Annotated in this window: 24 protein-coding genes; 19 read left to right on the top strand and 5 right to left on the bottom strand. The window is 68.6% G+C overall.

Annotation, left to right across the window (positions count from 1 at the left end):
* Nucleotides 1-2: 2 nt before the first annotated feature.
* Together ACX1DX_RS07245 and ACX1DX_RS07240 are read right to left on the bottom strand one after the other, a co-directional pair.
* Nucleotides 3-1,628, bottom strand: coding sequence for a glycoside hydrolase family 13 protein (locus ACX1DX_RS07245; RefSeq protein ID WP_459398090.1), 1,626 nt, complete (start codon nt 1,626-1,628; stop codon nt 3-5).
* Nucleotides 1,618-2,619, bottom strand: coding sequence for a LacI family DNA-binding transcriptional regulator (locus ACX1DX_RS07240; RefSeq protein ID WP_459398089.1), 1,002 nt, complete (start codon nt 2,617-2,619; stop codon nt 1,618-1,620). Before ACX1DX_RS07240 ends, ACX1DX_RS07245 begins: the two co-directional genes overlap by 11 nt.
* A gap of 295 nt (nt 2,620-2,914) precedes the next feature.
* Here ACX1DX_RS07240 and ACX1DX_RS07235 point away from each other — a divergent pair, with 295 nt between their 5' ends.
* From ACX1DX_RS07235 to ACX1DX_RS07225, 3 genes are all read left to right on the top strand, one after another.
* Nucleotides 2,915-4,222: a sugar ABC transporter substrate-binding protein gene (locus ACX1DX_RS07235; RefSeq protein WP_459398088.1), complete on the top strand. Its 1,308-nt coding sequence runs from the start codon at nt 2,915-2,917 to the stop codon at nt 4,220-4,222.
* Between the two features lie 116 nt (nt 4,223-4,338).
* Complete coding sequence (locus tag ACX1DX_RS07230) at nt 4,339-5,910, top strand: ABC transporter permease subunit (RefSeq protein ID WP_459398087.1); 1,572 nt, start codon at nt 4,339-4,341, stop codon at nt 5,908-5,910.
* The gene (locus ACX1DX_RS07225; RefSeq protein ID WP_076060974.1) at nt 5,910-6,797 is read left to right on the top strand and encodes a sugar ABC transporter permease; all 888 of its coding nucleotides are present in this window, start codon (nt 5,910-5,912) and stop codon (nt 6,795-6,797) included. The genes ACX1DX_RS07230 and ACX1DX_RS07225 overlap by 1 nt, the downstream gene beginning before the upstream one ends.
* Nucleotides 6,798-6,847: 50 nt before the next feature.
* On the opposite strand, the gene ACX1DX_RS07220 is transcribed toward ACX1DX_RS07225, so the two are convergent.
* Entirely contained in the window at nt 6,848-7,450 is a 603-nt protein-coding gene (locus tag ACX1DX_RS07220; RefSeq protein WP_182763897.1) for a helix-turn-helix transcriptional regulator, read from the bottom strand.
* A gap of 73 nt (nt 7,451-7,523) precedes the next feature.
* On the opposite strand from ACX1DX_RS07220, the gene moaA reads away from it, so the two are divergent.
* The 12 genes from moaA to ACX1DX_RS07160 all read left to right on the top strand — a co-directional run bounded on the left by moaA (nt 7,524) and on the right by ACX1DX_RS07160 (nt 21,237).
* The gene (gene moaA / locus ACX1DX_RS07215) at nt 7,524-8,522 is read left to right on the top strand and encodes a GTP 3',8-cyclase MoaA (protein ID WP_182763896.1); all 999 of its coding nucleotides are present in this window, start codon (nt 7,524-7,526) and stop codon (nt 8,520-8,522) included.
* A gap of 18 nt (nt 8,523-8,540) precedes the next feature.
* Nucleotides 8,541-8,780, top strand: a complete 240-nt coding sequence (locus ACX1DX_RS07210) for a MoaD/ThiS family protein (protein ID WP_182763895.1) — start codon at nt 8,541-8,543, stop codon at nt 8,778-8,780.
* Nucleotides 8,781-8,784: 4 nt separating this feature from the next.
* Entirely contained in the window at nt 8,785-9,366 is a 582-nt protein-coding gene (gene mobA, locus ACX1DX_RS07205) for a molybdenum cofactor guanylyltransferase (RefSeq protein WP_182763894.1), read from the top strand.
* A 56-nt stretch (nt 9,367-9,422) separates the two neighbouring features.
* Nucleotides 9,423-13,136, top strand: coding sequence for a nitrate reductase subunit alpha (locus tag ACX1DX_RS07200; protein ID WP_459398086.1), 3,714 nt, complete (start codon nt 9,423-9,425; stop codon nt 13,134-13,136).
* The gene (narH, locus tag ACX1DX_RS07195; RefSeq protein WP_459398085.1) at nt 13,136-14,716 is read left to right on the top strand and encodes a nitrate reductase subunit beta; all 1,581 of its coding nucleotides are present in this window, start codon (nt 13,136-13,138) and stop codon (nt 14,714-14,716) included. Before ACX1DX_RS07200 ends, narH begins: the two co-directional genes overlap by 1 nt.
* A complete protein-coding gene (gene narJ, locus ACX1DX_RS07190) occupies nt 14,716-15,327 on the top strand; it encodes a nitrate reductase molybdenum cofactor assembly chaperone (RefSeq protein ID WP_459398084.1) in 612 nt (203 codons plus the stop codon). Before narH ends, narJ begins: the two co-directional genes overlap by 1 nt.
* Nucleotides 15,324-16,082: a respiratory nitrate reductase subunit gamma gene (gene narI, locus ACX1DX_RS07185; RefSeq protein ID WP_182763890.1), complete on the top strand. Its 759-nt coding sequence runs from the start codon at nt 15,324-15,326 to the stop codon at nt 16,080-16,082. Before narJ ends, narI begins: the two co-directional genes overlap by 4 nt.
* Before the next feature lie 8 nt (nt 16,083-16,090).
* A complete protein-coding gene (locus ACX1DX_RS07180; RefSeq protein WP_245243965.1) occupies nt 16,091-17,434 on the top strand; it encodes an MFS transporter in 1,344 nt (447 codons plus the stop codon).
* Nucleotides 17,431-18,819 carry an MFS transporter gene (locus ACX1DX_RS07175; RefSeq protein ID WP_182763889.1) on the top strand — a complete coding sequence of 463 codons (1,389 nt, stop codon included), beginning with the start codon at nt 17,431-17,433 and terminating at the stop codon, nt 18,817-18,819. The genes ACX1DX_RS07180 and ACX1DX_RS07175 overlap by 4 nt, the downstream gene beginning before the upstream one ends.
* A gap of 62 nt (nt 18,820-18,881) precedes the next feature.
* Entirely contained in the window at nt 18,882-19,298 is a 417-nt protein-coding gene (locus ACX1DX_RS07170) for a molybdenum cofactor biosynthesis protein MoaE (protein WP_370585853.1), read from the top strand.
* Complete coding sequence (locus ACX1DX_RS07165) at nt 19,289-20,038, top strand: HesA/MoeB/ThiF family protein (protein WP_182763887.1); 750 nt, start codon at nt 19,289-19,291, stop codon at nt 20,036-20,038. Before ACX1DX_RS07170 ends, ACX1DX_RS07165 begins: the two co-directional genes overlap by 10 nt.
* Nucleotides 20,038-21,237 carry a molybdopterin molybdotransferase MoeA gene (locus ACX1DX_RS07160; protein ID WP_459398083.1) on the top strand — a complete coding sequence of 400 codons (1,200 nt, stop codon included), beginning with the start codon at nt 20,038-20,040 and terminating at the stop codon, nt 21,235-21,237. Before ACX1DX_RS07165 ends, ACX1DX_RS07160 begins: the two co-directional genes overlap by 1 nt.
* Here the strand turns inward: ACX1DX_RS07160 and ACX1DX_RS07155 are convergent.
* Nucleotides 21,227-21,778, bottom strand: coding sequence for a DUF488 domain-containing protein (locus ACX1DX_RS07155; RefSeq protein WP_459398082.1), 552 nt, complete (start codon nt 21,776-21,778; stop codon nt 21,227-21,229). The two genes, ACX1DX_RS07160 and ACX1DX_RS07155, sit on opposite strands and share 11 nt — an antisense overlap.
* A 61-nt stretch (nt 21,779-21,839) precedes the next feature.
* Here ACX1DX_RS07155 and moaC point away from each other — a divergent pair, with 61 nt between their 5' ends.
* Complete coding sequence (gene moaC / locus ACX1DX_RS07150) at nt 21,840-22,307, top strand: cyclic pyranopterin monophosphate synthase MoaC (RefSeq protein WP_459398081.1); 468 nt, start codon at nt 21,840-21,842, stop codon at nt 22,305-22,307.
* Here the strand turns inward: moaC and ACX1DX_RS07145 are convergent.
* Nucleotides 22,304-22,822, bottom strand: a complete 519-nt coding sequence (locus ACX1DX_RS07145; protein WP_182763883.1) for a MogA/MoaB family molybdenum cofactor biosynthesis protein — start codon at nt 22,820-22,822, stop codon at nt 22,304-22,306. The genes moaC and ACX1DX_RS07145 overlap by 4 nt on opposite strands.
* Before the next feature lie 63 nt (nt 22,823-22,885).
* On the opposite strand from ACX1DX_RS07145, the gene modA reads away from it, so the two are divergent.
* From modA to ACX1DX_RS07130, 3 genes are read left to right on the top strand one after another with little or no spacing between them, the layout of a single operon-like run.
* Nucleotides 22,886-23,590, top strand: coding sequence for a molybdate ABC transporter substrate-binding protein (gene modA, locus ACX1DX_RS07140; RefSeq protein WP_182763882.1), 705 nt, complete (start codon nt 22,886-22,888; stop codon nt 23,588-23,590).
* Nucleotides 23,587-24,360 carry an ABC transporter permease gene (locus ACX1DX_RS07135; protein WP_459398080.1) on the top strand — a complete coding sequence of 258 codons (774 nt, stop codon included), beginning with the start codon at nt 23,587-23,589 and terminating at the stop codon, nt 24,358-24,360. Before modA ends, ACX1DX_RS07135 begins: the two co-directional genes overlap by 4 nt.
* Nucleotides 24,353-25,408, top strand: coding sequence for a sulfate/molybdate ABC transporter ATP-binding protein (locus ACX1DX_RS07130; protein WP_182763880.1), 1,056 nt, complete (start codon nt 24,353-24,355; stop codon nt 25,406-25,408). The genes ACX1DX_RS07135 and ACX1DX_RS07130 overlap by 8 nt, the downstream gene beginning before the upstream one ends.
* The last annotated feature ends 28 nt before the right edge of the window (nt 25,409-25,436 follow it).

The following is a 25,436-nucleotide window of genomic DNA, read 5'->3' as shown; positions in this document are numbered from 1 at the left end:
CGTCACTCGGCGGTGAGCCAGGCGGACGCGTCCGTCGGCAGCACGCCGTCGTCGAGGGGAGTGCTGGAGAGCAGCACGCGATAACCCTCGGGCAGCGGCGCCGTCTCGCCCAGTACGTTGGTCATGACCCTGACGCGCCCGTTGTCGAAGGCGACGACGTGCTCGCCCGCGTGCACCCAGTCGAGCGAACCGGAACCGAGGCCCAGCTCCTTCCGCAGTGCCAGGGCGGAATGGTAGAGCTCCCAGGTGGACCCCTCCACCCCCACCTGCTGGTCGACGGCGAGGCTGCGGTACTCGGGTGGCTGCGGCAGCCAGCGCGCGCCGTTGGGCGAGAAGCCCAACGCCCCCCTGTCCGCTTCCCACGGCATGGGGATGCGGCAGCCGTCGCGGCCCACCCGGGTGAATTCCGAGCGGAACCACGTGGGGTCCTGACGCAGTTCGTCGGGGAGCGTGGTGTGCTCGGGCAGGCCGAGCTCCTCGCCCTGGTAGAGGTAGGCGGAGCCCGGCAGGCCCAACATCAGCAGCGCGGCCGCCCGGGCGCGCCGGAGGCCCACCTCGTTGTCGGGTTGCTCGTCCTCGGAGCCGAGGCCCTCATGACTGGAGCCGGGGTCTGCCAGGCCGAACCGGCTGACGCTGCGCACCACGTCGTGGTTGTTCAGCACCCAGGTGGTGGGCGCACCCACCTCCGCGTCGGCCGCGCGGGTCCGCGCGATCTTGGTGCGGTACTCCTCGGCATCCCACCGGCTGTCCAGGAACTGGAAGTTGAAGGCCGTGTGCATCTCGTCTGGGCGCAGGTACAGCGCGAGCCTGTCCGGGTCTGAGACCCAGGCCTCCGCGACCAGGCTGCGGTCGCCGTCGTACTCGTCAAGGATGCGGCGCCAGCGGCGGTAGATGTCGTGCACGCCGTCCTGGTCCCACATGGGGCCGCTGAGGCCGTCGAGCATGGCCTGCTCCTCGTCCCAGTCCGGCAGGCCGTGCTCCTTGACGAGGGCGTGGGCGACGTCGACGCGGAAACCGTCGACGCCCTTGTCCAGCCAGAACCGCAGGATCTCGTCGAAGCCCTGGCGGACCTCTTCGTTGCTCCAGTTGAGGTCCGGCTGCTTCACGTCGAAGAGGTGGAGGTACCACTGGGTGCGTTCACCGTTGCCGGCCGCGTCGCTCACCCGCGTCCAGGCCGGGCCGCCGAAGACGGACTTCCAGTTGTTCGGGGGCAGTTCGCCGTTCTCCCCGAGGCCGTCCACGAAGTGGTAGCGGCCGCGTTCCAGGGAGCCGGGCCCGCTGGCCAGCGCCTGGCGGAACCACTTGTGTTCGTCCGAGGTGTGGTTCGGGACGAGGTCCACGAGCACCCGGATGTCGAGCTCGTGCGAACGCTCGATCAGCCGTTCGGCGTCCGTGATGTCGCCGAAGAGCGGGTCGACGCTGAAGTAGTCGGCCACGTCGTAGCCGGCATCCGACATGGGGGAGGTGTAGAACGGCGACAACCACACGGCGTCGACGCCCAGTTGGCGCAGGTACGGCAACCGGTCGATGATGCCGGGCAGGTCTCCGTAACCGTCGCCGGTGGAGTCTGCGAACGAGCGAGGATAGATCTGGTAAATGACGGCGTCGCGCCACCACTCAGTTGCCATGGTGAGGTCCTGTTGATTGTCGGATGATGAGATCGGGATGGAAGAACATCTCGGTTGAATCTGTGGGGAGACCCCGGATCGCGCTCATCAATGCGCCGACGGCGGCCTGGCAGAGAGCGGCCACCGGCTGACGCACCGTGGTGAGCCCGGGAGACGTGAAAGCCATCACTGGCGAGTCATCGTAGCCGACCACCGAAACGTGGCGGGGGACGTCGAGGCCCCGGGCGTGCGCCTCGCGGATGGCGCCCAGCGCCATGAGGTCCGAGCCGCAGATGATGGCGGTATGGCCGGCCTCCAAGAGGCGCGCGGCGGCGGACTGCCCGCCCTCGACGCTGAAGATGGTGGACACGATGCTGCCGCGCGACAGGCCGTGGGCGAGGAACGCGTCGATCTTGCGCTGGGCCGGAAGGTACCGCTGTTGACCGACGGCGAGCCCGATCTTCACGTGCCCGAACTGGCGCAGGTGGGCCAGGGACATGGCCACGGCCTCCGCGTCGGAGGTGGAGAAGAACGATCCGTCGATGTTCGGGTCATGGGCGTTGATGAAGACCGCGGGCACTCCCGCGGAGATGAGCCGCTGGTAGTGGTCGTGCCCGACGAGCTTGTCGGCGAGGGTTCCGGACACCGAGATGATGCCGGAGATCTCCACGCCCAGCAGGGCGTCGAGGTAGGCGACCTCCGTGGTGGCTCCGGGGCCGGCGGTGCAGAGGATCATGTGCCGGCCGGCCGCCGATAGTTGCAGGGAGAGTTCGGCGGCGAAGGCAGCGAACCCCGGGTTGCCGAGCTCGGGGACCATCACGGCGATGAACCCGTCGTCCGCACCGGCGCGCTGGTCGTCGACGAAGTAGCCGAGCGCCTCGATGGAGGACAGCACCGTCCGGCGCGTGGCCTCTGCCACGCCTGGTTTCCCGTTCAGGACCCGGGACACCGTGGCGGTCGACACTCCGGCGGCCCGAGCGAGGTCCGCGAGTTTTGCGCCCTGGGGGATCACGTTGCCTCCTCTCCGTTGAAAAGACGTGCGCGTTGCAACTGATCAGTTGCCGCCCATCCTGCAACACTTTGCAACCCGTTGCAAGCTCTTTGCAGAAACTGGTCCGGCGCGCGGAATCCCCGCCATGAGCGACGGAAACGGCGTCCGGGGTGTGGGGCTTCGGTGACGTAGCCGACGTCACCCTGTTCGTTATCGACTTGTTACGCAAGGGGGTTGCAAACTTTGCAAAAACCGTTACTATCGTATTCAGCGGGTCAGCACCGAGGCGACCCGACCCAAACCAAGGAGAACCCACATGCGCAAGAGCCTCCTCGCCGTTGCCGCGGCCGGGCTTTCGCTGACGCTCGTCGCCTGTGGCGGCGGCAACGGCGCCACGACGACCACTGAGCCCCCTGCCGAAGAGACCGCCGGCAGCGCCAGCCCCTCGACCGAGGCTTCGGCCTCGGCGGACGCGAGCACCGAATCCACTCCCGCCGAAGCGACCGGCACGCTGACCGTCTGGGTCGACGAGACCCGCATCGAAGGCTTCAAGGCCCTCGGCGAGACGTTCCAGACCTCCACCGGCGTCACCCTGGACGTCGTCCAGAAGCCGTCGCAGGACATCAAGACCGACTTCATCGCGCAGGCCCCCACGGGCCAGGGTCCCGACCTCATCGTCGGCGCGCACGACTGGACCGGCGACCTCGTCAAGAACGGCGTCATCTCTCCAGTCGAGCTCGGTGACAAGGCCGACGCCTTCGCCGACGTCTCGCTCCGCGCGTTCACCAACGCCGGCCAGACCTACGGCGTCCCCTACGCCGTCGAGAACATCGCGCTGGTGCGAAACAACGCCATGGTGCAGGACACCCCCGCCACGTTCGACGAGCTGATCGCCCAGGGCAAGACCGCCGAAGGCGCCGAGTTCCCCGTCGTGATCCAGCAGGGCCCGGACGGTGACGCGTACCACCTGTACCCGATCCAGACCTCGTTCGGCGCACCGGTGTTCACGACCGACGAGAACGGCGACTACACCGCTGAGCTCGGCATGGAAGGCCCCGAGGGGCTTGCCTTCGCCGAGTACCTGAAGAAGCTGGCCGACGAGGGCGTCGTCTCCGTCTCCATGGGCGGCGACCAGGCCAAGCAGGCCTTCCTCGACAGCAAGACCCCGTACATGATCACCGGCCCCTGGTGGACCACCGAGTTCGCGGCCGCTGACATGGACATCTCTGTCCTCCCTGTCCCCTCGGCCGGCGGCCAGCCCGCCGCCCCGTTCGTGGGCGTCCAGGGCGTGTTCCTCTCCTCGCAGTCCGAGAACGCCATCCTCGCGGGTCAGTTCATCGACTACATGGCCACCAAGGAAGCCCAGGACGTGCTCTTCGAGGACGGCGGCCGTCTGCCGGCACTGACCGAGTCCGCCGACGCCGTCTCCGACGAACTGCTCGCCGGCTTCGGCGAGGCGGGCAAGGACGGCCAGCCCATGCCGGCCATCCCGGAGATGGGCGCCGTGTGGCAGTTCTGGGGCGGTGCTGAGGTCAGCATCATCAACGGCCAGGCCGCTCCGGCCGAAGCCTGGAACGCCATGAACGCCAACATCAAGGAAGCTTTCGGCGCCGTCGAAGGCTGATAACACCTGATCGGGGGGCCGCGCCGTACGCCGGCGCGGCCCCTTTTCCACGCCCGGAGCGATCCGTACCCCTATAGTCACTATCAATCCCGCAACGAAGCGAAGGTGGATCAACTGTGAGCAGCTCGACAGACCCGTCGCCGCGGCTCTCCCACGCGCGCGACATCTCGCGCCCGGGCTTCTATGTGAAGCTCGTCCTGATGATGCTGGTCAACGCCCTTGGCCTGTACGGCATCCTGGCCAGTTACGGCCAGCAGGAATGGGGAGTCCTCATTTTCCTGGCCCTGGCCCTCATCGTCGTCGACTACGTGTACTTCACGAAGCGTGCAGTCCCCGCGAAGTACCTCGTGCCGGGCCTGCTGTTCCTGATCGTGTTCCAGATCTATGTGATGGCCAACACGGCCTACGTGGCCTTCACCAACTACGGCGATGGCCACAACGACGCCAAGGCCCCCGCGATCACGCAGATCATGAAGACGGCCGACCGCCGCGTCGAGGGCACCCAGACCTATCCCGTCACCGTGCTGGAGCGCGAAGGCGAGGTGGCGTTCGCCGTCGTGCAGGACGGCGTGGCCAAGGTGGGCGACACCGATACCCCGCTCGAGGAGATTGCCGACGCGGTGGTCGACGGTGACAGGGTCACCGAGGTGCCGGGCGCCGACGTGCTCACGCTCGCCGAGATCCAGCAACGCCAACGCGACGTGCTCGACCTGCGCGTGTCGATGACGGACAACCCCGACGACGGGTGGTTGCGCACCGACAACGCCGCCATGGCCTATGTAGCGAAGTCGTTGCTGACCTATGACGAGGCGGCCGACACTTTCACGGATCCCGACGGCAAGGTCTACACGGCTGACGAGAGCCAGGGCCTGTTCGTCGCCGAGGACGGCTCGACGCTGACGCCCGGCTGGCGGGTCACCGTCGGCTTCGACAACTTCACCACGATGTTCACCGACGGCCGCCTGGCCGGACCGTTCTTCGCAGCGCTGGGCTGGACGTTCGCCTTCGCCATCCTGTCGGTGCTCACCACCTTCGCCTTCGGCATGATGCTGGCAGTGGTCTTCAACGATCCCCGGATCAAGGGCCGCACCCTCTACCGGGCCCTGTTCATCCTTCCCTACGCCTTCCCCGGCTTCCTCGCGGCGCTGGTCTGGCGCGGCATGTTGAACCGCGACTTCGGCTTCATCAACGAGGTGCTGCTGGGAGGGGCGGCCATCCCGTGGTTGACGGACGGCACCATGGCGAAGCTGGCCATCCTGGGCGTGAACCTCTGGTTGGGCTTCCCGTACATGTTCCTGGTGGCCACCGGAGCGCTGCAGTCCATTCCCGGTGAGCTCACCGAGGCCGCGGTGGTGGACGGCGCGGGTCCGCTGCGCCGGTTCTGGTCGATCACCCTGCCCCTGCTGCTGGTGTCGGTCGCTCCGCTGCTGATCGCGAGCTTCGCGTTCAACTTCAACAACTTCTCGCTGATCTTCATGTTGACCGGCGGTGGGCCCAACTATGCGGGCGCACCGTGGCCGATCGGTGAGACCGACATCCTCATCTCGATGGTCTACGCCATCGCGTTCGAGGGCGGCAACCGGATGTTCGGCCTGGCCAGCGCGATGTCGATCCTCATCTTCGTGGTGGTCGGCTTCATCTCGTGGCTGGGCTTCCGCCAGACCCGCAAGCTTGAGGAGATCATGTGATGGCCAGGAAGCTAGCCAACGGTGACAACGACACCCGCCTGCGCGGCGGCCGCTGGTGGGGCCAAGTGGGGTGGAAGCACATCCTCGCCCTGGTGGTGATCGCCTACTGCCTGTTCCCGATCCTCTACGTGCTGTCGGCCTCACTCAACCCGGGCGGCACCCTGACGGGCTCCAACCGGCTGTTCCGAGCGTTCAGCAGCGTGCACTACGAGCGCCTGTTCACCACGGACTTCACGAAGTGGATGATCAACTCGTTCTTCGTCAGTTCGGTGACCGCCATCGGCACCGTGCTGATGGGCGCGGCCGCGGCCTACGCCTTCAGTCGCTTCCGGTTCAGAGGTCGCCGTGGCGGGCTGACGGCGCTGCTGATCATCCAGATGTTCCCGCAGATGCTGGCCTTCATCGCCATCTTTCTGCTGGCGCTGACCCTCGGCGAGATCTTCCCGATCCTCGGCATCGGCTCGCACCTGCAGCTCATCGCCATCTACCTGGGCGGCGCGCTGGGCGCCAACACCTTCCTGATGTACGGCTTCTTCAACACCATCCCGATGGACATCGACGAGGCCGCCAAGATCGACGGAGCCACGCATGCCCAGGTGTTCTGGGGCATCATCATGCGGCTGGTGACGCCCATCCTCGCGGTGGTGGGCCTGCTCAGCTTCGTCGGCTCCTACGGTGAGTTCATCCTGGCCAAGGTCATCCTGGCCCGCCCGGAGAACTACACGCTGGCGGTGGGCCTGTACGTCTGGGGTTCCGATGAGCGAAACGCCCCGTGGGGGCTGTTCGCGGCGGGCGCGGTCATCGCCGCCATCCCGATCATCCTGCTGTTCATGTACCTCCAGAAGTACATCGTCTCCGGCCTGACGGCAGGTGGCGTGAAGGGCTGACGCCACAGGTCCCCGTCGACCTCTCGCCCAGGAAGCGAGGCGCAGAAGGCCTAGGCGTCGACGCTGAGCGCTGCCCGGCAGACCCGTGGGCCCACCTCGAGGTGGCCCACGGTGAACCGGGAGCCCTCGGTGATGCCGTCCAGCAGGCCCTGGTGCACGGAGCAGACCAGCGGCAGCTGGTCGACATCGATGACCTCGCGGAACGGGCAGCGGGTGAACGTCAGCGAGTCCTCCGTGGTCAGCACGCCGAAGCCACGCTGGCTGAGGTGGGCTTTGAGGCCCTCGACATCCAGCGCCTCGGGGTCCCGGGACCGTGCGCCCCAACTCTTGCCGGCGTGCCGGGCCCTTTCGGGGCCGTCGCTCTCCGGGGCGACGAACTCGCCCAGCAGAGCGTTGGCCAGTTCCAGGAGGTGCGTGTTGCCGATGGTGGGGGACTCGCTGGTGGCGGAGTAGAGCAGCGGTGGGCGGCCGGTGCGGCCGCTGGGCTGCGTGGAGCGCTCCGCGAAACCGGAGTCGACCAGGGCGTCGAGGTGGAACCTGGCCGAGTTCTTGTGCAGGTCCAGTTGCTGGGCCACTGCGCCCACGGTCAATGGCCCGCTGGCCGACTGCAGGAGTGACAGAACGCGGGTACGAGTGGGACCTAGGCCGTGCATCCAACCATTTAAACACAGCGTTGCAGGGCATTTGCACGAGGGGTGTGGTGAAAGTCCGGGTAGCATGCGGGACATGCTGGTTGACGGATATGGACGTACGGCGCGTGATCTGCGCGTCTCGCTCACTGACCGTTGTAACCTGCGCTGTACCTACTGCATGCCCGCAGAGGGCCTGCTCTGGCAGCCCGTCGAGGAGACCCTCACCGACGACGAGGTGTCGCGGGTCATCAAGGTCGCCGTCGAGCGGCTCGGAGTGACCCGCATCCGGTTCACGGGAGGTGAGCCCCTGTTGCGTGCCGGCCTCGAGCGCATCGTCGCGGTGGCCGCCACGCTGACACCCAGACCGGAACTGGCGCTGACCACCAACGGCCTCGGCCTCGACAAGCGCGTCGACGGGCTCGTCTCTGCAGGGCTGGACCGGGTCAACATCTCCCTGGACTCACTGGATCGGGAACGCTACGCGCAGCTCGCGCGGCGCGACCGGCTCCCAGACGTGCTCGCCGGCATCGAAGCCGCGCAACGCGCCGGTCTGGAGCCGGTGAAGATCAACGCCGTCATCATGCGCGGGGCGAACGAGCCCGACATCGTGCCGCTCGCCCAGTTCTGCCTGGAGCGCGGCTACCAGTTGCGCTTCATCGAGCAGATGCCGCTCGGCCCCAAGGGGGAGTGGGACCGCGACGCCATGGTCACCGCCGCCCAGATCCTCGGTGCCTTGGAGGAGCAGTTCGACCTCAGCCCCGCGGAAGAGCCGCGCGGTGCGGCGCCGGCGCAGCTGTGGCGGGTCGCGGCCGACGACGCGCAGCCCGGTGGGCTCGTCGGCGTGATCGCCTCGGTCACGCACCCCTTCTGCGGCGACTGCGACCGCACCCGCATCACCTCGGACGGCCACGTACGCACCTGTCTGTTCTCCCGCACGGAGACGGACCTGCGCGCCATCCTGCGCGATGGCGGCTCCGACGACGACCTCGTCGCCGCCTGGACCGGCGCCCACCGCACCAAGCCGAAGGCCCACGGGATCGACGAGGTGGATTTTGTCCAGCCAGACCGCACGATGAGCGCCATCGGCGGTTGACAGTAGGGAGATGAATCTGTGGAGGTCCGGTTCTTCGCCGGCGCTGCCGAAGCGGCAGGCGCCGACAGCCGAATCATCGAGGCCCGCGGCCTGACCGCGGACCAGGTGGTGAGCCAACTCGCCGAGGGCAATGAACGCCTGGCCAAGGTGCTCAACGTGAGCGCCCTGCTGGCAGACGGCACCCGCATCACGGACCGCAGCACGGACCTCTCAGAGGTCCAGTCGCTGGACGTGCTGCCGCCCTTCGCCGGGGGATGAGCCGGTGATCGCCGCCATCGTGCTGGGCGGTGGCCGATCGGCCCGCATGGGCACGGACAAACTGGCCCTGGAGCTCGACGGCGCCACCTTGCTGGCGCGCACCTGCTCGGCCGCAGCCGGCGTCGCCGCGCGCGTGGTGGTGGCGGGTCACGAGCAGCCCGGGCTCGACGTCGAGTTCGCGCTGGAGGACCCGCCCTACGGGGGTCCGGTGGCGGGCATCGTGGCCGGGCTGCTGGCCCTGGACACACCACCCGGGAACGACCCGGTGGACTCGGTGGTCATCTTGGCGGGGGACCTGGCCAACCCCGACGCGGTCGTCGACCTCCTGGCCGTGGCACAGCTGGGAAAGGACGGTGTGGTGCTGGTCGATGCCGAGGGGTGGCGCCAGTACCTCGCGGGCCGCTACCGCCTCGACGCGCTGCGTCGGGCGGTCGACGACGTGGGAGAGGTGCGTGACCTCTCCGTGCGGCGTTTCCTGGGCGGCCTGGACGTCGCCGAGTTGCCCGCGCCGCCGTCGGTCACGGCAGACCTGGACACCCCGGATCAGTTCGCTCAAGCAGGCCGGTTGCTCTACGACACGCCGTAAGACATAATTTCGAAAATGTCGAACAAACGGGCCCCGATGCAGGCAGACTGTGGCGCATGAGTACAGATTCCGCGCGCCTTGACGGCCCCGCCTCTGACGCCCTCCTCAAACTCGGGCGGTACTTCACTCAATGGGAGACCACAGACGATGATCGGGCCGTGTTCCGCGAGGGCGGACGCCAAGGCGACGTGTTCTACCGCGACAGGTGGAGCCATGACAAGGTGGTGCGCTCGACGCACGGCGTGAACTGCACCGGATCCTGCTCGTGGAAGGTCTACGTCAAGGACGGCATCATCACGTGGGAGGCCCAGCAGACCGACTATCCCACCACGGGTCCTGACCGCCCCGAGTACGAGCCGCGCGGCTGCCCCCGCGGCGCCGCGTTCTCCTGGTACACCTACTCCCCGACGCGGGTGCGCTACCCGTACGGCCGCGGCGTCCTCATCGAGATGTACCGCGAGGCCAAGAAGCGGCTCGGCGACCCGGTGGAGGCGTTCCGCGAGATCTCGACGGACCCCGCCAAGCGCCGCCGCTACCAGCAGGCCCGCGGCAAGGGTGGCCTCGTGCGGATCAGCTGGGACGAGGCGCTCGAGATCGCCGCCGCCAGCTACGTCAACACCATCAAGAACTACGGCCCTGACCGGGTGGTGTCGTTCTCACCCATCCCGGCGATGAGCCAGGTCAGCCACGCCATCGGCACGCGCTTCACGCACCTCATCGGCGGCGCCATGACGAGCTTCTACGACTGGTACGCCGACCTTCCCGTCGCGTCGCCCCAGGTCTTCGGCGACCAGACCGACGTGCCGGAATCCGGCGACTGGTGGGACGCCACCTACCTCATGATGTGGGGCTCCAACGTGCCGGTCACCCGCACGCCGGACGCGCACTGGATGGCCGAGGTCCGCTACCGCGGCACGAAGGTGGTCACCGTCGCCCCGGACTACGCGGACAACGTGAAGTTCGCCGACGAGTGGCTCCCCGCCCAGGCGGGCACCGACGCCGCCCTGGCGATGGCGATGGGCCACGTGATGCTCAAGGAGAACTTCGTCGACCGCCAGGTGCCCTACTTCCAGGACTACGTGAAGCAGTACACGGACCTGGGCATGCTGATCACGCTGGTGGAGCACCCGAACGGCCACGGCCTGACCGCCGGCAAGTTCCTCACCGCGGCAGACCTGCCCGAGCACGCCGACAAGCCGGACGCGGCCTTCAAGACCGTCATGTGGGACCAGGCCGCCGCCGGGCCGGCCGTGCCGAACGGCTCGATGGGCTTCCGCTACAACGAGGACGGCGCCGGCCAGTGGAACCTGGAGTTGGGCAGCATCGACCCGGCCCTGTCGCTCCTCGGCCAGGACGGCACCCAGGGCGTCGAAGTGGCCCTGCCCGTCTTCGAGGACCCGAAGGGTGTGGGCTCCATCATCCGCCGAGGCGTCCCCGCACGGAAGGTCGGTGACCACCTGGTCACCACCGTCTTCGACCTGATGCTCGCCCAGTACGGCGTCGGCCGCGACGGCCTGCCCGGCACCTGGGCGAAGGGTTACGACGACGTCGACTCGCCCTACACCCCGGCGTGGCAGGCCGAGATCACCAGCGTGCCCGCCGAGGCCTGCATCCGCACGGCCCGCGAGTTCGCGCAGAACTCCGAGGAATCCAAGGGCCGCACGATGATCATCATCGGGGCCGGCATCTGTCACTGGTTCCACGCCGACACCACCTACCGCTCGATCATGGCGCTGCTCATGCTCACCGGGTGTATCGGCAAGAACGGCGGCGGCTGGGCCCACTACGTCGGCCAGGAGAAGTGCCGCCCCATGACGGGCTGGTTCAACATGGCCAACGCCATGGACTGGTCGCGCCCGCCGCGCACCATGATCGGCACCGCCTACTGGTACATGCACACCGACCAGTGGCGCACCGACGGCTTCTCCGCAGACCGGATCAAGTCGCCGCTGTCCACCGGCAGCCTCGACGGCGTGCACACCGCTGATGCGGTGGCGCTGTCGCACCGGCTGGGCTGGATGCCGTTCTACCCGCAGTTCGACGCGAACCCGCTGGACCTGGCGGACGAGGCGCAGGCCGCCGTCGACCGGGGTGAGGCCGCCAGCGTGCAGGACTACGTGGCCGCGAAACTGAAGTCCGGTGAGATCAAGAGCTCCGTGGAGGACATCGACGCGCCCCAGAACTGGCCGCGCACCATGATCCTGTGGCGCTCGAACCTGTTCGGCTCCTCCGCCAAGGGCAACGAGTACTTCCTCAAGCACCTGCTCGGCACCCACAACAACGTGATGGAGAACCAGCACGGGGCAGACCTCCGTCCCGAGGTGGTGAAGTGGCACGACGAGGCCCCGGAGGGCAAGCTCGACCTGCTCATCACCGCTGACTTCCGCATGACCAGCTCCACCCTGTTGAGCGACATCGTGTTCCCGGCCGCCACCTGGTACGAGAAGTACGACCTGTCCAGCACCGACATGCATCCCTACGTGCACGCGTTCACCCCGGCGATCGACCCGCCGTGGGAGACGAAATCGGACTTCGACGTGTTCGCTGAGCTCGCCATCAAGTTCTCCGAGATGGCCAAGGGGCGCCTCGACACCCGCCGGGACCTGGTCGCGGTGGCGATGCAGCACGACACCCCCGGCCAGCTGGCCCAGCCGGGCGGCACGGTGCCGGACTGGCGGGGCACGGATCTTCCGGCCGTGCCCGGCAGGAACCTGCCCATCCTGCAGGTGGTGGAGCGCGACTACACGGCGATCGCCGACAAGCTGCTCACCGTCGGCCCCTTGGCCGAGGAGCTGGGCTTCACGGTCAAGAACATCACCTACGACGTCTCGCACCAGGTGGGCGAGCTCGGCAAGCTGCACGGTGTCTACCCCTCGGGCCCGGCCGCCGGTCGCCCGGCGATCAACACCGACAAGCGCCTGGCAGAAGCCATCCTGATGTTCTCCGGCACCACCAACGGCGAACTGGCGACGCAGGGCTTCCGCACCTTGGAGAAGAAGACCGGCCGCCGCCTGGCAGACCTGTCGGAGGGCCTCGAAGAGCGCCGGATCACCTTCGCCCAGACCCAGCAGGCCCCGCAGCCCGTCATCACCTCCCCGGAGTGGTCCGGCTCGGAGACCGGTGGCCGCCGCTACGCCGCGTTCACCATCAACGTGGAGCGGCTCAAGCCGTGGCACACCCTCTCGGGCCGCATGCACTTCTTCCTCGACCACGACTGGATGACGGACGCGGGCGAGAACCTGCCGACCTTCCGGCCCCCGCTCGACATGACGGCCGCCTATGGCGAGCCTGAACTTGGCCCCACCGGGGAGAAGCAGATCACTCTGCGCTACCTCACGGTGCACAACAAGTGGTCCATCCACTCCGAGTACCAGGACAACCTCCTGATGCTGAGCCTGGGCAGAGGCGGTCCACAGGCCTGGTTGAGCGTGGCCGACGCGGCGTCGATCGGCGTCCGGGACAACGACTGGATCGAGCTCACCAACGCCAATGGCGTGTTCGTGGCCCGCGCCGTCGTCACCCCGAAACTGCCCGACGGCGTGGCCTATGTGCAGCACGCGCAGGAACGCACCATCGACGTGCCGAAGTCGGAGGCCACCGGCCGCCGCGGCGGCATCCACAACTCGGTGACCCGCATCCTGCTCAAGGCGACGCACCTCATCGGCGGATACGCGCACCAGGCGTACGCCTTCAACTACATCGGCCCCACCGGCGTCCAGCGCGACATCGTGTCGACGGTGCGCCGCCGCTCGCAGGAGGTTCAGTACTGATGGCAAAGCAGCGACGTGTCATGGCCCAGGTGGCCATGGTGATGAACCTGGACAAGTGCATCGGGTGCCACACGTGTTCCGTGACGTGCAAGCAGGCGTGGACCAACCGCGCCGGCACCGAGTACGTCTGGTTCAACAACGTGGAGACCCGCCCGGGCCTCGGCTACCCCAGGCAGTACGAGGACCAGGAGAAGTGGCAGGGCGGCTGGGTCCGCACCAAGTCGGGCCGGCTGAAGCTGCGCTCGGGCGGCAGGTTCAAGAAGCTCCTGAGCATCTTCGCCTCGCCCGTGCAGCCTGAACTGGGCGACTACTACGAGCCGTGGACCTACGACTACGAGAACCTCATCCAGGCCCCGCTCGGCGACGACTTCCCGGTTGCGCGCCCCAAGTCGCTGATCACCGGCGACAACATGGCGATCTCGGCCTCGGCCAACTGGGACGACTCGCTGGGCGGCATCAGCGAGACGATCGACCAGGACCCCATCGTGCGCAAACTGCGCGAAGAGGCGAACCAGGAGATCAAGGCGGAGTACGAGAAGACCTTCATGTTCTTCGTGCCCCGCATCTGCGAGCACTGCCTCAACCCGTCCTGCATGGCCGCTTGCCCGTCGGGCGCCATCTACAAGCGTGCGGAAGACGGCATCGTGCTGGTGGACCAGGACAAGTGCCGCGGCTGGCGCCAGTGCATCACCGGTTGCCCGTACAAGAAGATCTACTTCAACCACCGCTCCGGCAAGGCCGAGAAGTGCACCATGTGCTACCCCCGCCTGGAAGTGGGGCTGCCGACGGTGTGCTCCGAGACCTGCGTGGGGCGCCTGCGCTACATCGGCATCATCCTCTACGACCCGGACATGGTCACCAAGGCCGCGCTCGCCGATGACAAGGACCTCTACGAGGCCCAGCTCGACCTGATGCTGGACCCGAAGGACCCCGAGGTCATCCGCGACGCCAAGGCCAACGGCATCCCGTCGGACTGGCTGGAGGCCGCCCAGCGTTCCCCTGTCTACGCGCTGATCAAGCACTTCAAGGTCGCGCTGCCGCTGCACCCGGAGTACCGGACCATGCCGATGGTCTGGTACGTGCCGCCGCTGTCGCCGGTGGTGGACCTGCTGAAGGCGCAGGGCCACGACTCCGAGGCGGGCGGCAACCTGTTCGGCGCCATCGACACGCTGCGCATCCCCGTGGAGTACCTGGCGGAACTGTTCACCGCGGGCGACGCCGACGTGGTCACCCTGGTGCTGCAGAAGCTGGCGGCCATGCGCTCGTACATGCGTGACGTGACGCTCGGCCGCGAGCGGCAGCCGGAGTTGGCGCACGCCGTCGGCATGGAGCCCAAGGCGCTGGAGCAGATGTACCGGTTGCTGGCCATCGCGAAGTACGACGAGCGCTACGTCATCCCCAAGGCGCACCGGGAGGACGCCCACAACCTGGAGGAGATGGGCTGCTCGCTCGACTTCGAAGGCGGACCGGGCGCCGGTGGCGAGGGGCCGTTCGGCTCGTCGTCCGGGCGTCCCATCCCCGTGGCCATCGAGAGCTTCGCCTCGGCGAAGGCCCGCCAGACGGACCCGGGGGCGGTGTGATGAGCGCCGTCATCTTCCAGGCCGCCGGCCTGCTGCTGACGTACCCCGATGAGGAGCTCCTGAGCCGCCTCGACCTCGTGGAGGAGGCGGTGGGGCAGACCCGCGCCGCCGCCGACTTCGCGCCGACGATCGCCCACCTGCGCTCCATGCCGTTGATGGAATTGCAGTCCTGGCACGTCCAGGAGTTCGACCTGTCCCGCCGCCACGCGCTCCACCTGACGTACTGGACCGACGGCGACACCCGCCGTCGCGGGGAGGTGCTGGCCGCGATCAAGCAGACCTACCGCGACTCCGGCCTGCTCGTCGACCTCGACGGCGAACTGCCGGATTTCCTGCCGATGGTGCTCGAATTCGCCGCGGTCGGGAATCCCGAGCTGGGCGTCGCACTGCTCAACAAGTTCCGGGCTTCGCTCGAACTGCTGCGCATCGGCCTGGCTGAGGACAAGCTGCCCCAGACAGGGCTGCTGGCCGCCATCTGCGCCGAGTTGGGCGGCGCCTCGCCGCAGTCGCGCGCCGAGGTGCGCGACCTCATGGCCGGACCGCCTGCTGAAACCGTCGGCCTGGAGCAGACCCTCCTGCCATATCCCACGATGCAAGGAGCCGCACGATGAAATTCCTGCTCTGGGGCGTGCTGCCCTACGTCGTTCTCTTCGTCCTGGTGGGCGGCCTGATCTGGCGCTACAAGTTCGACCAGTTCGGCTGGACCACCCGATCGTCGCAGATGTACGAGTCCAAGCTCCTCAAGGTCGCCTCCCCGCTGTTCCACTTCGCGCTGATCGCCGTGCTCATGGGCCACCTCGTGGGCCTGTTGATCCCCAAGGTGTTCACGGACTGGGTCGGCCTCGACCAGCACTCGTACCACCTGGGTGCCTACTACGGCGGCGGTCTCGCCGGCCTGGCGCTCGTCGTCGGCCTGGCCCTGCTGATCTGGCGTCGTCGGCGCACCGGCTCGGTGTTCGCGGCCACCACCTGGAACGACAAGATCATGTATCTGGTCCTCGCCACGGTCATCGGCCTGGGCATGGTCGCCACCCTCACCGGCGACCGGTTCGCCGACGGCACCGAACACAACTACCGCGAGACCGTCTCCATCTGGTTCCGCTCACTGTTCGTCCTCCAGCCCGACGTGGACGCGATGGCCGCTTCCACCTGGCAGTTCCAGACGCACGTGGTCATCGGCCTGCTGCTGTTCGCCATCACGCCGTTCACCCGGTTGGTGCACGCCTTCTCAGCACCGTTCCACTACCTGTTCCGTCCCTACATCGTGTACCGCACCCGCGACACCTCGCCGCGCCACTCCGCCACCCGCACGGGTCGCGGATGGGATCCGGTGGGGACCCGTGACAACGAGAAAACCCGCCGCTAGGACCCCCGTTGACCAAACACCTCATCGAGGTCGCGCCCATCCACGACACCGGCAAGGGCGCAGGCCGGGTACTCACGATGTCCACCATCGCATTCACCCTGATGTTCGCCGTGTGGCTCATGTTCGGCATCCTCGGCATCCCCATCCAGAAGGAACTGGGGATCTCGGACGAAGAACTCAGCTGGATCGCCGCCTTGGCCGTCCTCAACGGGTCGATGTGGCGGCTGCCCGCGGGCATCATCGCCGACCGCATCGGCGGCCGTAAGGTCACGCTCTTCCTGCTGTTCGCCTGTGCCGTCCCCGCCTATCTGGTCTCGCTCGCGGACAACTACACGATGCTCCTGGTCCTGGCGTTCCTCGTGGGCTTCGCGGGCAACCTCTTCTCCGTGGGCACCACCTGGAACTCCGCGTGGCACTCGAAGAGCCGCCAGGGTCTCGCGCTGGGCGTGTTCGGGGCCGGCAACGTCGGCGCGTCGGTCACCAAATTCATCGGCCCCGTCCTGATCACCACCACAGCCGGCTCCACCTTCTTCCTGGGCATCCAGGGTGGGTGGCGGCTCATCCCCGTGATCTACGCGGTGCTGCTTGTCATCACGGGCGTCGCCACGTGGCTGATCGTGCCGCGCGTGGATCGCGCCCCCGGCACCGCGAAGCCCGTCTCCGAGATGCTCAAGCCGCTCAGTAACGTGCGCGTGTGGCGCTTCAGCGTCTACTACGTGGCCGTGTTCGGCGCCTACGTGGCGTTGTCGGCGTGGCTGCCGAAGTACTACGTGGACAACTTCGACGTCGACCTCGCCGTCGCGGGCCTGCTGACGGCCACCTTCATCTTCCCGGCGTCGCTGCTGCGGCCCGTCGGCGGCTGGATGAGCGACCGGTGGGGCGCCCGCAAGGTCATGTACTGGACGTTCGCCCTGATGCTGGTCACCAGCGGCATCCTCATGATGCCCAACGGCCACATCACCATCGTGCATCCCGACGGTGCCCAGACCCAGCACCTGCACTACTCCATGCAACTGCCCTGGTTCGTCCTCGTGGTGTTCCTGCTGGGCTGTGCCATGGGCTTCGGCAAGGCGGCGGTGTTCAAGCACATCCCCGAGTACTTCCCGGAGAACGTCGGCTCGGTCGGCGGGCTCGTCGGCACGCTCGGCGGCCTGGGCGGCTTCATCCTGCCGCCCCTGTTCGCCTACTCGAAGACGTGGTCCGGGTTCCCGAGCAGCACGTTCTTCGTCATCTTCGTCCTCACGGTGATCTGCGCCGCCTGGATGCACATCACCATCGTCCGGATGCTCCATGAGGAGACCCCGCAACTCGCCGGCACGATCGAACGCCCCATGGAGGAGGCCACGCAATGAGTACAAAGCTGGAGACGAAGGGCGACTGGCTCGTCTCGTGGGACCCCGAGGACGAGTCCAAGTGGGACAAGAAGCTCGCCTGGAACACGTTGACGGTGTCGACGTTCACGCTCACCCTGTGTTTCGTGGCGTGGTTCCTGCCGAGCGCCATCATCCCCAAGCTGAACGCGCTGGGCTTCACCTTCACCAAGGCGCAGCTGTACTGGATGGCCTCGATGCCGGGCCTCTCCGGTGGCCTCCTGCGTCTGGTCTGGATGGTGCTCCCGCCCAAGATCGGCACCCGCAAGATGGTGGTGCTCACCACCCTGCTGCTGATCCTGCCGGTCCTCGGCTGGGGCTTCGAAGTGACCAACCCCGACGTGCCCTATTGGCGCCTCATGGGGCTGGCGTTCCTGGCCGGTATCGGCGGCGGCGCCTTCTCCGGCTTCATGCCGTCGACCTCCTACTTCTTCCCCAAGCGCATGCAGGGCACCGCGCTGGGCCTGCAGGCCGGGATCGGCAACTTCGGTGTCTCGCTCGTGCAGCTGCTGACGCCCTGGCTCATTTCGTTCGGCATGTTCACGTTCCTGGGTTCGCAGCAGATGGCGGTCTCCGGTGAGCAGCCGGTCACCATCTGGTACCAGAACTCGGCGCTGGTCTACCTCCCCTTCATCATCGCGGGCGCCATCTGGGCCTACATCGTCCTGAAGTCCGTGCCGGTCAAGGCCAACATCAAGCAGCAGTTCGACATCTTCAACAACCCGGACACCTGGCTGATGACGCTGCTCTACATCATGACCTTCGGCACGTTCTCGGGCCTGTCGGCGCAGTTCGGCCTGCTGATGGCCAACCTCTACGGTGCCGCGAACCCGCAGATCGTGGAGGGCGCCGGTGCCGCTGCGCAGGTGCTCATCGAGGGCTATTCGGTGCCGGATCCGGTGAAGTTCGTCTTCCTCGGCCCGCTGGTGGGGGCCGGTGCGCGCATCCTGTTCTCACCGCTCACGGACCGCATGGGCGGTGCGGTCTGGACCCTCGTGTCCGGCATCGGCATCTTCGTGTCCATCCTCATCACCATCCCGTCGTTGACGCCGGACTACTCCAGCGCGGAGGCCCTTCAGGGCTCGTTCAACCTGTTCCTCTGGGGCATGCTGGCGATCTTCCTGTTCTCCGGGATCGGCAACGCGTCCACGTTCAAGCAGATGCCGATGATCTTCGAGCGACGCCAGGCGGGCGGTGTGATCGGCTGGACGGGCGCCATCGCCGCGTTCGGGCCGTTCCTGTTCGGCGTGGGCCTCACCATCATGTCGCCCACGACGTTCTACATCATCGGCGCCGTCTTCGCGGTGATGTGCATCGGCATCGCCTGGGTTCGTTACGCGCGGCCCGGTGCCCCGAAGCCCAGCTGAGCCGGCACGGTGACCCTGCGAGGGGAGCGAGGGAAACGATCGAAGGACATACCATGGCAGCCATGATCCGAACCGCTGGCGTGACCTCCACAGACGTCGACACCGGCGCGCTCCTCTCGGCCGTGAACGACGACCGGGCCGGCGCCGTGGTCTCGTTCGCCGGGGTGGTCCGCGACCACGATCACGGCAAGGCCGTCACGGGCATCGAGTACGTCGGGCACCCGTCGGCGGACCAGGTGATGCGTCAGGTGGTGGAGGAGTTCGTGGGTCGCGACGGCGTGCACGCCATCGCCGCCCAGCACCGCGTCGGTCACCTCGACATCGGGGGAGTGGCGCTGTTCGTCGCCGTCGCGGCCTCGCACCGCAAGCAGGCGTTCGAGTGCGCGTCGGACCTCGTGGACCGGGTCAAGGAGAGCCTCCCCATCTGGAAGAAGCAGTTCCTCGCGGACGGCACGCACGAGTGGTCCGAATGCCCGTGACGCCGGCACCGCTCACGGAGGAACAACTCGAGCGCTACGTCCGCAACATCGACGTGGTGGGCATGGGCGTTCAAGGGCAGCAGAGGCTCCTGTCGTCGTCGGTGCTGGTGATCGGCGCCGGGGGCCTGGGGTCCGCGGCGCTGCCGTACCTGGCCGCCGCCGGCGTCGGCCGGATCGGAGTCGTCGACGGCGACCACGTGGAACTCAAGAACATGCAGCGCCAGGTGCTGCACACCGAACTGGGCCGCAACAAGGCCGCCTCGGGCGCCGAGCGGCTGCGGGCGCTGAACCCGGACGTCACCGTCGAGGAGTTCCCCGAGTACATCGATCTCGAGCGGGCCAAGGAACTGTTCACCGGGTTCGACCTGGTGATGGACTGCTGTGACACCTTCGGCGCCAAGTTCCTCATCTCCGACGCCGCGGAGGCCGTGGGCGCACGCCTCGTGTGGGCCACCGCGGTGGGCATGCAGGGCCAGTGTTCCGTCTTCGGCGTCCCTGATGCGCACGGGGACAGGCTGTACCTGCGCGACCTCATCCCCGTCGAGCCGGCCGAGGGCGACTATCCCAAGGCCACCGACATCGGCGTGCTCGGGGCCATGGTGGGCCAGATCGGCGCCCTACAGGCCACCGAGGCCGTGAAGCTGTTGGCCGGCTACGGCGAACCGCTGGTCGGGCGGGTGATGGTGCTCGACGCGGCCCGCGGCCGTTGGGCTGTGCTCCCGCTGAGAAGGGCCGCCTGATGTTGAGCGTTGAGGACTACCTCGCGCGCGTCGTCAGCCTGGCCACCGTGGTGCCTGCGGAGGACGTGGCGGTGTCCGACGGCGTCGGCCGCGTGCTGGCCGAGGGACTCTCCGCGCGGTTCGCCGTGCCGCCCTTCGACAACTCGGCGATGGACGGTTTCGCTGTCCGGGCCGCAGACCTCTCGGCCGGCGTGCGGCTGAGGGTGATCGGCGACGTGCCCGCCGGCGCCTCGTGGGCCCCCACCGTCGGCGCGGCGGAGTGCGCGCGGATCATGACGGGGGCGCCACTGCCGCCCGGGGCCGATTCCGTGGTGCCGGTGGAACTGACGGACCAGCCCATGGGCGACGCGCCCCTGCCGGAGTGGGTCGTCGTGCACGAGACCGTCGACGCGGGGAGGCACGTGCGCCACAGGGGCGAGGACGTGCCGGTCGGCCAGTTGGTGCTGCCCGCGGGAACTGTGTGGAGTGCGGAGGCCACGGCGGCCGCCGCGTCGATCGGTTACGGGAGCGTGCCGCTGCGTCGTCGCCCCCGGGTGGCGGTGCTGGCCACGGGAGACGAACTCGTCGCGCCGGGTGAAGAACTGGGCTTCGGCCAGATCCCGGATTCCAATTCCTATCTGCTCGAGGCGCTGGTGTCGCGCTTCGGCGGCGACGTCGTCCTGAGGCGCGCCGTCGGCGACGACACAGCCCAGTTCCGCGCGGCGCTCGACGAGGCGCTCGCCGCGGATGTCGTGGTCACGACGGGCGGCGTCTCCGTGGGGGCCTTCGAGGTGGTGCGCCAGGTGGTGGAAGGCGACATCGAGTTCGTCCGGGTGAACATGCAGCCGGGGAAACCGCAGGCCAGCGGGCTGTTGCGAGCCGCGGACGGCAGGGGCGTGCCCTTCCTGGGCCTCCCAGGCAACCCCGTCAGTACCTGGGTCTCCGCCTGGCTGTTCCTCCGTCCGCTCCTGGCCGAGCTCACCGGAGCGGCGAAGAAGCCCCTCACCCTCCAGTTGCCGGTGCGCGAGACCTGGCGCAAATCCTCCAGCCGCCGCCAGTACATCCCGGTGCGGCTCGTCGACGGGGGAGTCGCCCCCTCCCACGGGCTGGGCTCCGGCTCGCACCTGATCGCGTCACTGCACCGTGCCGACGGCATGGCGATGGTGCCTGAGGACCGGGAGTCGCCTGGGGAGACCGTCGAGGTGCTGATCACCCGCTGAAGTCATCTCCGGACGGGGGGTCCTCGGCAGGGTAGGTGACGGTCGCGCCGTCGGTTTGAGCCCCGGGGGTCAGGGTGGCGGGGTCTGCCTTGGCGGGCGACATGATGTGCCGCACGTCGTCGCCGAGCGCCAGGAGGTGGTCCGCGATGATCCGGCGGTGGCACCGCCACCAGACCGCCTCGGAACACATCACGGTGGGTCGGCGGGGCCCGAGCGCCCGGAACTGCTGCAACGCCCGCCCGAAATCCTCGCCCATGGCCCAGTCCGCGTAGTTGTGGAAGCTCTGGTTGCGCCACATCCCGTTGGCCGAGGGGTCCACCGTCTTCGACTTGTTCCGGCGCCCACCCAGGTCCTCGATCCGCAGGTACTCGATGCCGCGCTCCGGGAGGGAGGTGGCGAGCGCCTCGCTGTTGAAGTGCGGGAACTTGCGCGACCCGGGCAGGCTGCGCACATCGGCCAGCACGCCCACCTCGTGGGCGGCGAGCAGGTCGATGAACTCCTCGATACTGCGGTCTGAATGTCCGACGGTGAACAACGGCATCCACCAAGGCTAGGCGCTCGGGCCCCCATCCGGTCCGCAGCCCGCACGGTAGGTTTGGCGCATGGAATTCACCCACCTCGACGGTCAGGGCCAGGCCTTCATGGTCGACGTCACCGCCAAGCAGCCGACGGTCCGCTCGGCCACCGCGGTCGCCACCGTGCGCACCTCGCCCGAGGTTGTGGAGGCGCTGCGGTCCGGTACGGTGCCGAAGGGCGACGTGCTCGCCGTCGCCCGCGTCGCCGGCATCGCCGCGGCGAAGAAGACGCCCGACCTGCTGCCGCTGGCGCACGTCATCGGGGTGCACGGCTGCACGGTGGAGCTCGAGATCACCGACGGCGGCGTGGACATCACCGCCACCGTGCGCACGGCTGACCGCACCGGCGTCGAGATGGAGGCCCTCACCTCGGTCACCGTCGCGGCCCTGGCGATCGTCGACATGGTGAAGGGCGTGGACCGCAGCGCGGAGATCGTCTCGGCGAAGATCACAGCCAAGAGCGGTGGCCGCTCAGGCGACTGGGTGCGCCCCTAGGGCTGCGACGGGGGCGCGCTCATGTCGTGGTCCGCGCCGTCGAGCTGGTCGACGATATGACCCAACAGGGGGCCCACCACGGCCATGGTGTCGCGAACGCCGCCGCGTGACCCCGGCGCGTTGATGATCAACGCCCGCTTCGCGTCGGGGAGGGCCAGCACGCCCGCCACGCCGCGGCTCAAGAGCGCCAGGGGCTGCCTCTCGGCGCCCCGGCGGCGGACCTCCTCCATCAGCCCGGGCACCTCGTAGGCGATGAGGTCGCGGGTGATCTCGACGGTGATGTCCGTGGGGCTGACCCCGGTACCCCCGCTGGTGACGACCACGCGGGCACCCGCGTCCACCGCACTGGCGACGGCGAGCCGGATCTGCTCAGGATCGTCAGGCACGATCACCGGATCCGGCGTGTCGAACCCCGCTTCCCTCAGGGCGAGGACGGCCACGGGGCCGGAGCGGTCCTCGTAGACATCGGCGAAGGCGCGGTCCGAGCAGGTGATCACGGCGGCGGGATGGCTCATGGATTCCAGCCTAGGCGATAGGTTGTGGAGGACGGCGTTGGCGACGAGGCGAGGAGGGGTGCCATGCGTTGGGTGCTCGGCCTCGCACTGGCCGCCTCGGCCCTGACCGGGTGCGCGCCCACCTCCGGGGGCCCGCTGCGGGTCTTCGCCGCAGCCTCGCTCCATCAGGTGCTCCCGCAACTCGAGCCGGATGCCGACTACTCATTCGACGGGTCCTCCGGCCTCGTCGACCAGATCGCCGGTGGCGCACGGGCCGATGTGTTCGCCTCTGCGGACAGGAACACCATGGACCGCGCGGTCAGGGAGGGACTCATCGACGGCGAGCCCGTGATGTTCGCGACGAACCACCTCGTCCTGGTGGTGCCAACCGGCAACCCTGGCGGCGTGACGGGGTTCGACGCCTCGCTCGACGGTGTGAAGCTGGTGGTCTGTGCCGAGGAGGTGCCCTGCGGCGCCGCCAGCCGGCGGTTGGCCGATTCGAATGGCGTGGCGCTGAGCCCCGTGTCGGAAGAGACCAAGGTCACCGACGTGCTCGGCAAGGTGGCTTCGGGCGAAGCGGACGCCGGGCTGGTCTACGCCACCGATGCGGCCACCTCCGAGGCCGTCGAGATCCTCCCGGTGCCCGGGGCGGAGCAGGATCCCACCACGTACTGGGTGGCCGTGCTGAAGGGCGCCGCCCGCCCCGAAGCTGCGCGTGCCTACGCGGAAAGGCTCGCGGGTCAGTGGGGCGCACAACTGCAGGGCTTCGGGTTCGGTTCGCCGTCATGAACGTCCCACGGTGGGCCTGGCTGCCGTTCGGCGTCGCGGTGGCCCTCCTGGCCGTCCCGCTCCTGGCGCTCGTCATCCGCGCTCCCTGGGGGCGCCTCCCCGAACTCCTGGCCTCGGAACGCGCGATGGACGCGCTCACGCTGAGCCTCGCCACGTGCGTCGTCTCGACCCTGATCGTGCTGGTCATCGGCACCCCCACGGCGCTGGTGCTCGCCCGCTCCAGGGCCGCCTGGGCGCGGTGGGTGCGCACCCTGGTGACGGTGCCCATGGTGCTGCCGCCCGTGGTGGCCGGCCTGGCGCTGCTGATCACGCTCGGGCGCCGGGGGCTGATCGGTCAGCACCTGTCGGTGCTCGGGATCGAGATCGGCTTCACCACGGCGGCCGTGATCGTGGCGCAGACCTTCGTGGCGCTGCCGTTCCTGGTGGTCTCCCTGGAGGGCGCCTTCCGCGCCGCCGGCGGCGACTACGAACGGGCCGCGTCCTACCTCGGCGCCAGCCCCTCCCGCTCCTTCTTCACCGTGACGCTGCCCATGCTGGCGCCGGCCGTCGGCTCCGGCACCGCGCTCGCCTTCGCCAGGGCGCTGGGGGAGTTCGGCGCCACGCTGACCTTCGCAGGCTCCCTGCAGGGCGTCACCCGCACGCTGCCGCTCGAGATCTACCTCCTCCGCGAGGGCGACACTGACCTGGCGCTCGCGCTCGCCGTCGTGCTGCTGGCCGTCGCCGCGCTGGTGGTGGGCCTCTCGCACGGGCTGAGGAGCATGCATGACTGACGCGGTGCGCATCGAGGCGACGGTGGCCGCACGCGGCCTGGACCTCGCCGTCGGCATCCCTGAGGGCGGGACCGTCGCAGTGGTCGGGCCCAACGGCGCCGGCAAATCGAGCCTCATCCACCTCATCGCCGGGAGCCTGGCCCCGGATACCGGCTCCGTGACGATGCTCGGCCGCACGGTGTCGGCACCCGGCCGAATGCTGCCCGCGCACCGTCGCAGGCTGGGGTACCTGGAGCAGCGCGCCCTGCTGTTCCCGCACCTGACGGTGCTCGAGAACGTCGCCTACGGGCCGCGCTCCCGTGGCGCGTCGAAGGTTGAGGCGCAGGAGCGCGCGGCGCGGGAACTGGCGGAGATCGGGCTGGGGGAACTCGGGCAGCGGCGGCCGGCGCAACTGTCCGGGGGCCAGGCGCAGCGCGTGGCGCTGGCCCGGGCCCTGGCCATCGATCCCGACGTGATGCTGCTCGACGAACCCTTCGCGGCGCTCGACGCCACGGTCACTCCCGAACTCCGGCGACTGTTGCGCGCCCGGCTGCGCGGGCTGACCACCGTGCTGGTGACCCACGACTTCCTCGACGTGGTGTCGCTGGCGGACCACGTCATCGAGCTGGGAAAGGGTTCCGTCGTGGGGGGCGGCGCCGTCGAGGACGTGGCGCAGGGGCCGTCGTCGGAGTTTCTGGCCCACTTCGTGGGGCTCAACCTGCTGCGCGGGGTCATCGACGACGACGGGGCCCTGGCGCTGGGCGAGGGGGTCGCCGTGGCCGGGCTCGCGGAGCACGGGTTGACCCGCGGCGAGGCGCGGGCCGTCTTCCCTCCCACGGCGGTGTCCGTCTTCCGTACCGCTCCGCACGGGAGCCCGCGCAACGTGCTGCCAGCGGTGGTGGAACTGGTGGAGGACCGGTGGCCGGTGCAGCGCGTGATCCTGCGCGTGGCGGGGCACCGCCTGGCCGCTGACCTCACCCCGGAAGCCGTCCGGGAGATGGCGCTGGCGCCGGGGGACCGGGTGCTGGCGGTCCTCAAGGCGACCCAGGTTGCGTTGTATCAGGGCTGATCGCGATGACAGCGCCCAGGCGCTCGGG

The organism is Tessaracoccus zhenghani, assembly GCF_054552775.1.
Note: the sequence above shows the minus strand (reverse complement) of the source record. Positions and strands in the feature narration are given on the sequence as shown.

Bases quoted from the DNA above. Each gene is read 5' to 3' on its own strand.
- ACX1DX_RS07245 (WP_459398090.1), bottom strand. From the start codon at position 1,628: ATGGCAACTGAGTGGTGGCGCGACGCCGTCATTTACCAGATCTATCCT.
- ACX1DX_RS07235 (WP_459398088.1), top strand. From the start codon at position 2,915: ATGCGCAAGAGCCTCCTCGCCGTTGCCGCGGCCGGGCTTTCGCTGACG.
- ACX1DX_RS07225 (WP_076060974.1), top strand. From the start codon at position 5,910: ATGGCCAGGAAGCTAGCCAACGGTGACAACGACACCCGCCTGCGCGGC.
- ACX1DX_RS07220 (WP_182763897.1), bottom strand. From the start codon at position 7,450: ATGCACGGCCTAGGTCCCACTCGTACCCGCGTTCTGTCACTCCTGCAG.
- moaA (WP_182763896.1), top strand. From the start codon at position 7,524: ATGCTGGTTGACGGATATGGACGTACGGCGCGTGATCTGCGCGTCTCG.
- ACX1DX_RS07200 (WP_459398086.1), top strand. From the start codon at position 9,423: ATGAGTACAGATTCCGCGCGCCTTGACGGCCCCGCCTCTGACGCCCTC.
- narH (WP_459398085.1), top strand. From the start codon at position 13,136: ATGGCAAAGCAGCGACGTGTCATGGCCCAGGTGGCCATGGTGATGAAC.
- narJ (WP_459398084.1), top strand. From the start codon at position 14,716: ATGAGCGCCGTCATCTTCCAGGCCGCCGGCCTGCTGCTGACGTACCCC.
- narI (WP_182763890.1), top strand. From the start codon at position 15,324: ATGAAATTCCTGCTCTGGGGCGTGCTGCCCTACGTCGTTCTCTTCGTC.
- ACX1DX_RS07175 (WP_182763889.1), top strand. From the start codon at position 17,431: ATGAGTACAAAGCTGGAGACGAAGGGCGACTGGCTCGTCTCGTGGGAC.
- ACX1DX_RS07170 (WP_370585853.1), top strand. From the start codon at position 18,882: ATGATCCGAACCGCTGGCGTGACCTCCACAGACGTCGACACCGGCGCG.
- ACX1DX_RS07165 (WP_182763887.1), top strand. From the start codon at position 19,289: ATGCCCGTGACGCCGGCACCGCTCACGGAGGAACAACTCGAGCGCTAC.
- ACX1DX_RS07160 (WP_459398083.1), top strand. From the start codon at position 20,038: ATGTTGAGCGTTGAGGACTACCTCGCGCGCGTCGTCAGCCTGGCCACC.
- ACX1DX_RS07155 (WP_459398082.1), bottom strand. From the start codon at position 21,778: ATGCCGTTGTTCACCGTCGGACATTCAGACCGCAGTATCGAGGAGTTC.
- moaC (WP_459398081.1), top strand. From the start codon at position 21,840: ATGGAATTCACCCACCTCGACGGTCAGGGCCAGGCCTTCATGGTCGAC.
- ACX1DX_RS07145 (WP_182763883.1), bottom strand. From the start codon at position 22,822: ATGAGCCATCCCGCCGCCGTGATCACCTGCTCGGACCGCGCCTTCGCC.
- modA (WP_182763882.1), top strand. From the start codon at position 22,886: ATGCGTTGGGTGCTCGGCCTCGCACTGGCCGCCTCGGCCCTGACCGGG.
- ACX1DX_RS07135 (WP_459398080.1), top strand. From the start codon at position 23,587: ATGAACGTCCCACGGTGGGCCTGGCTGCCGTTCGGCGTCGCGGTGGCC.
- ACX1DX_RS07130 (WP_182763880.1), top strand. From the start codon at position 24,353: ATGACTGACGCGGTGCGCATCGAGGCGACGGTGGCCGCACGCGGCCTG.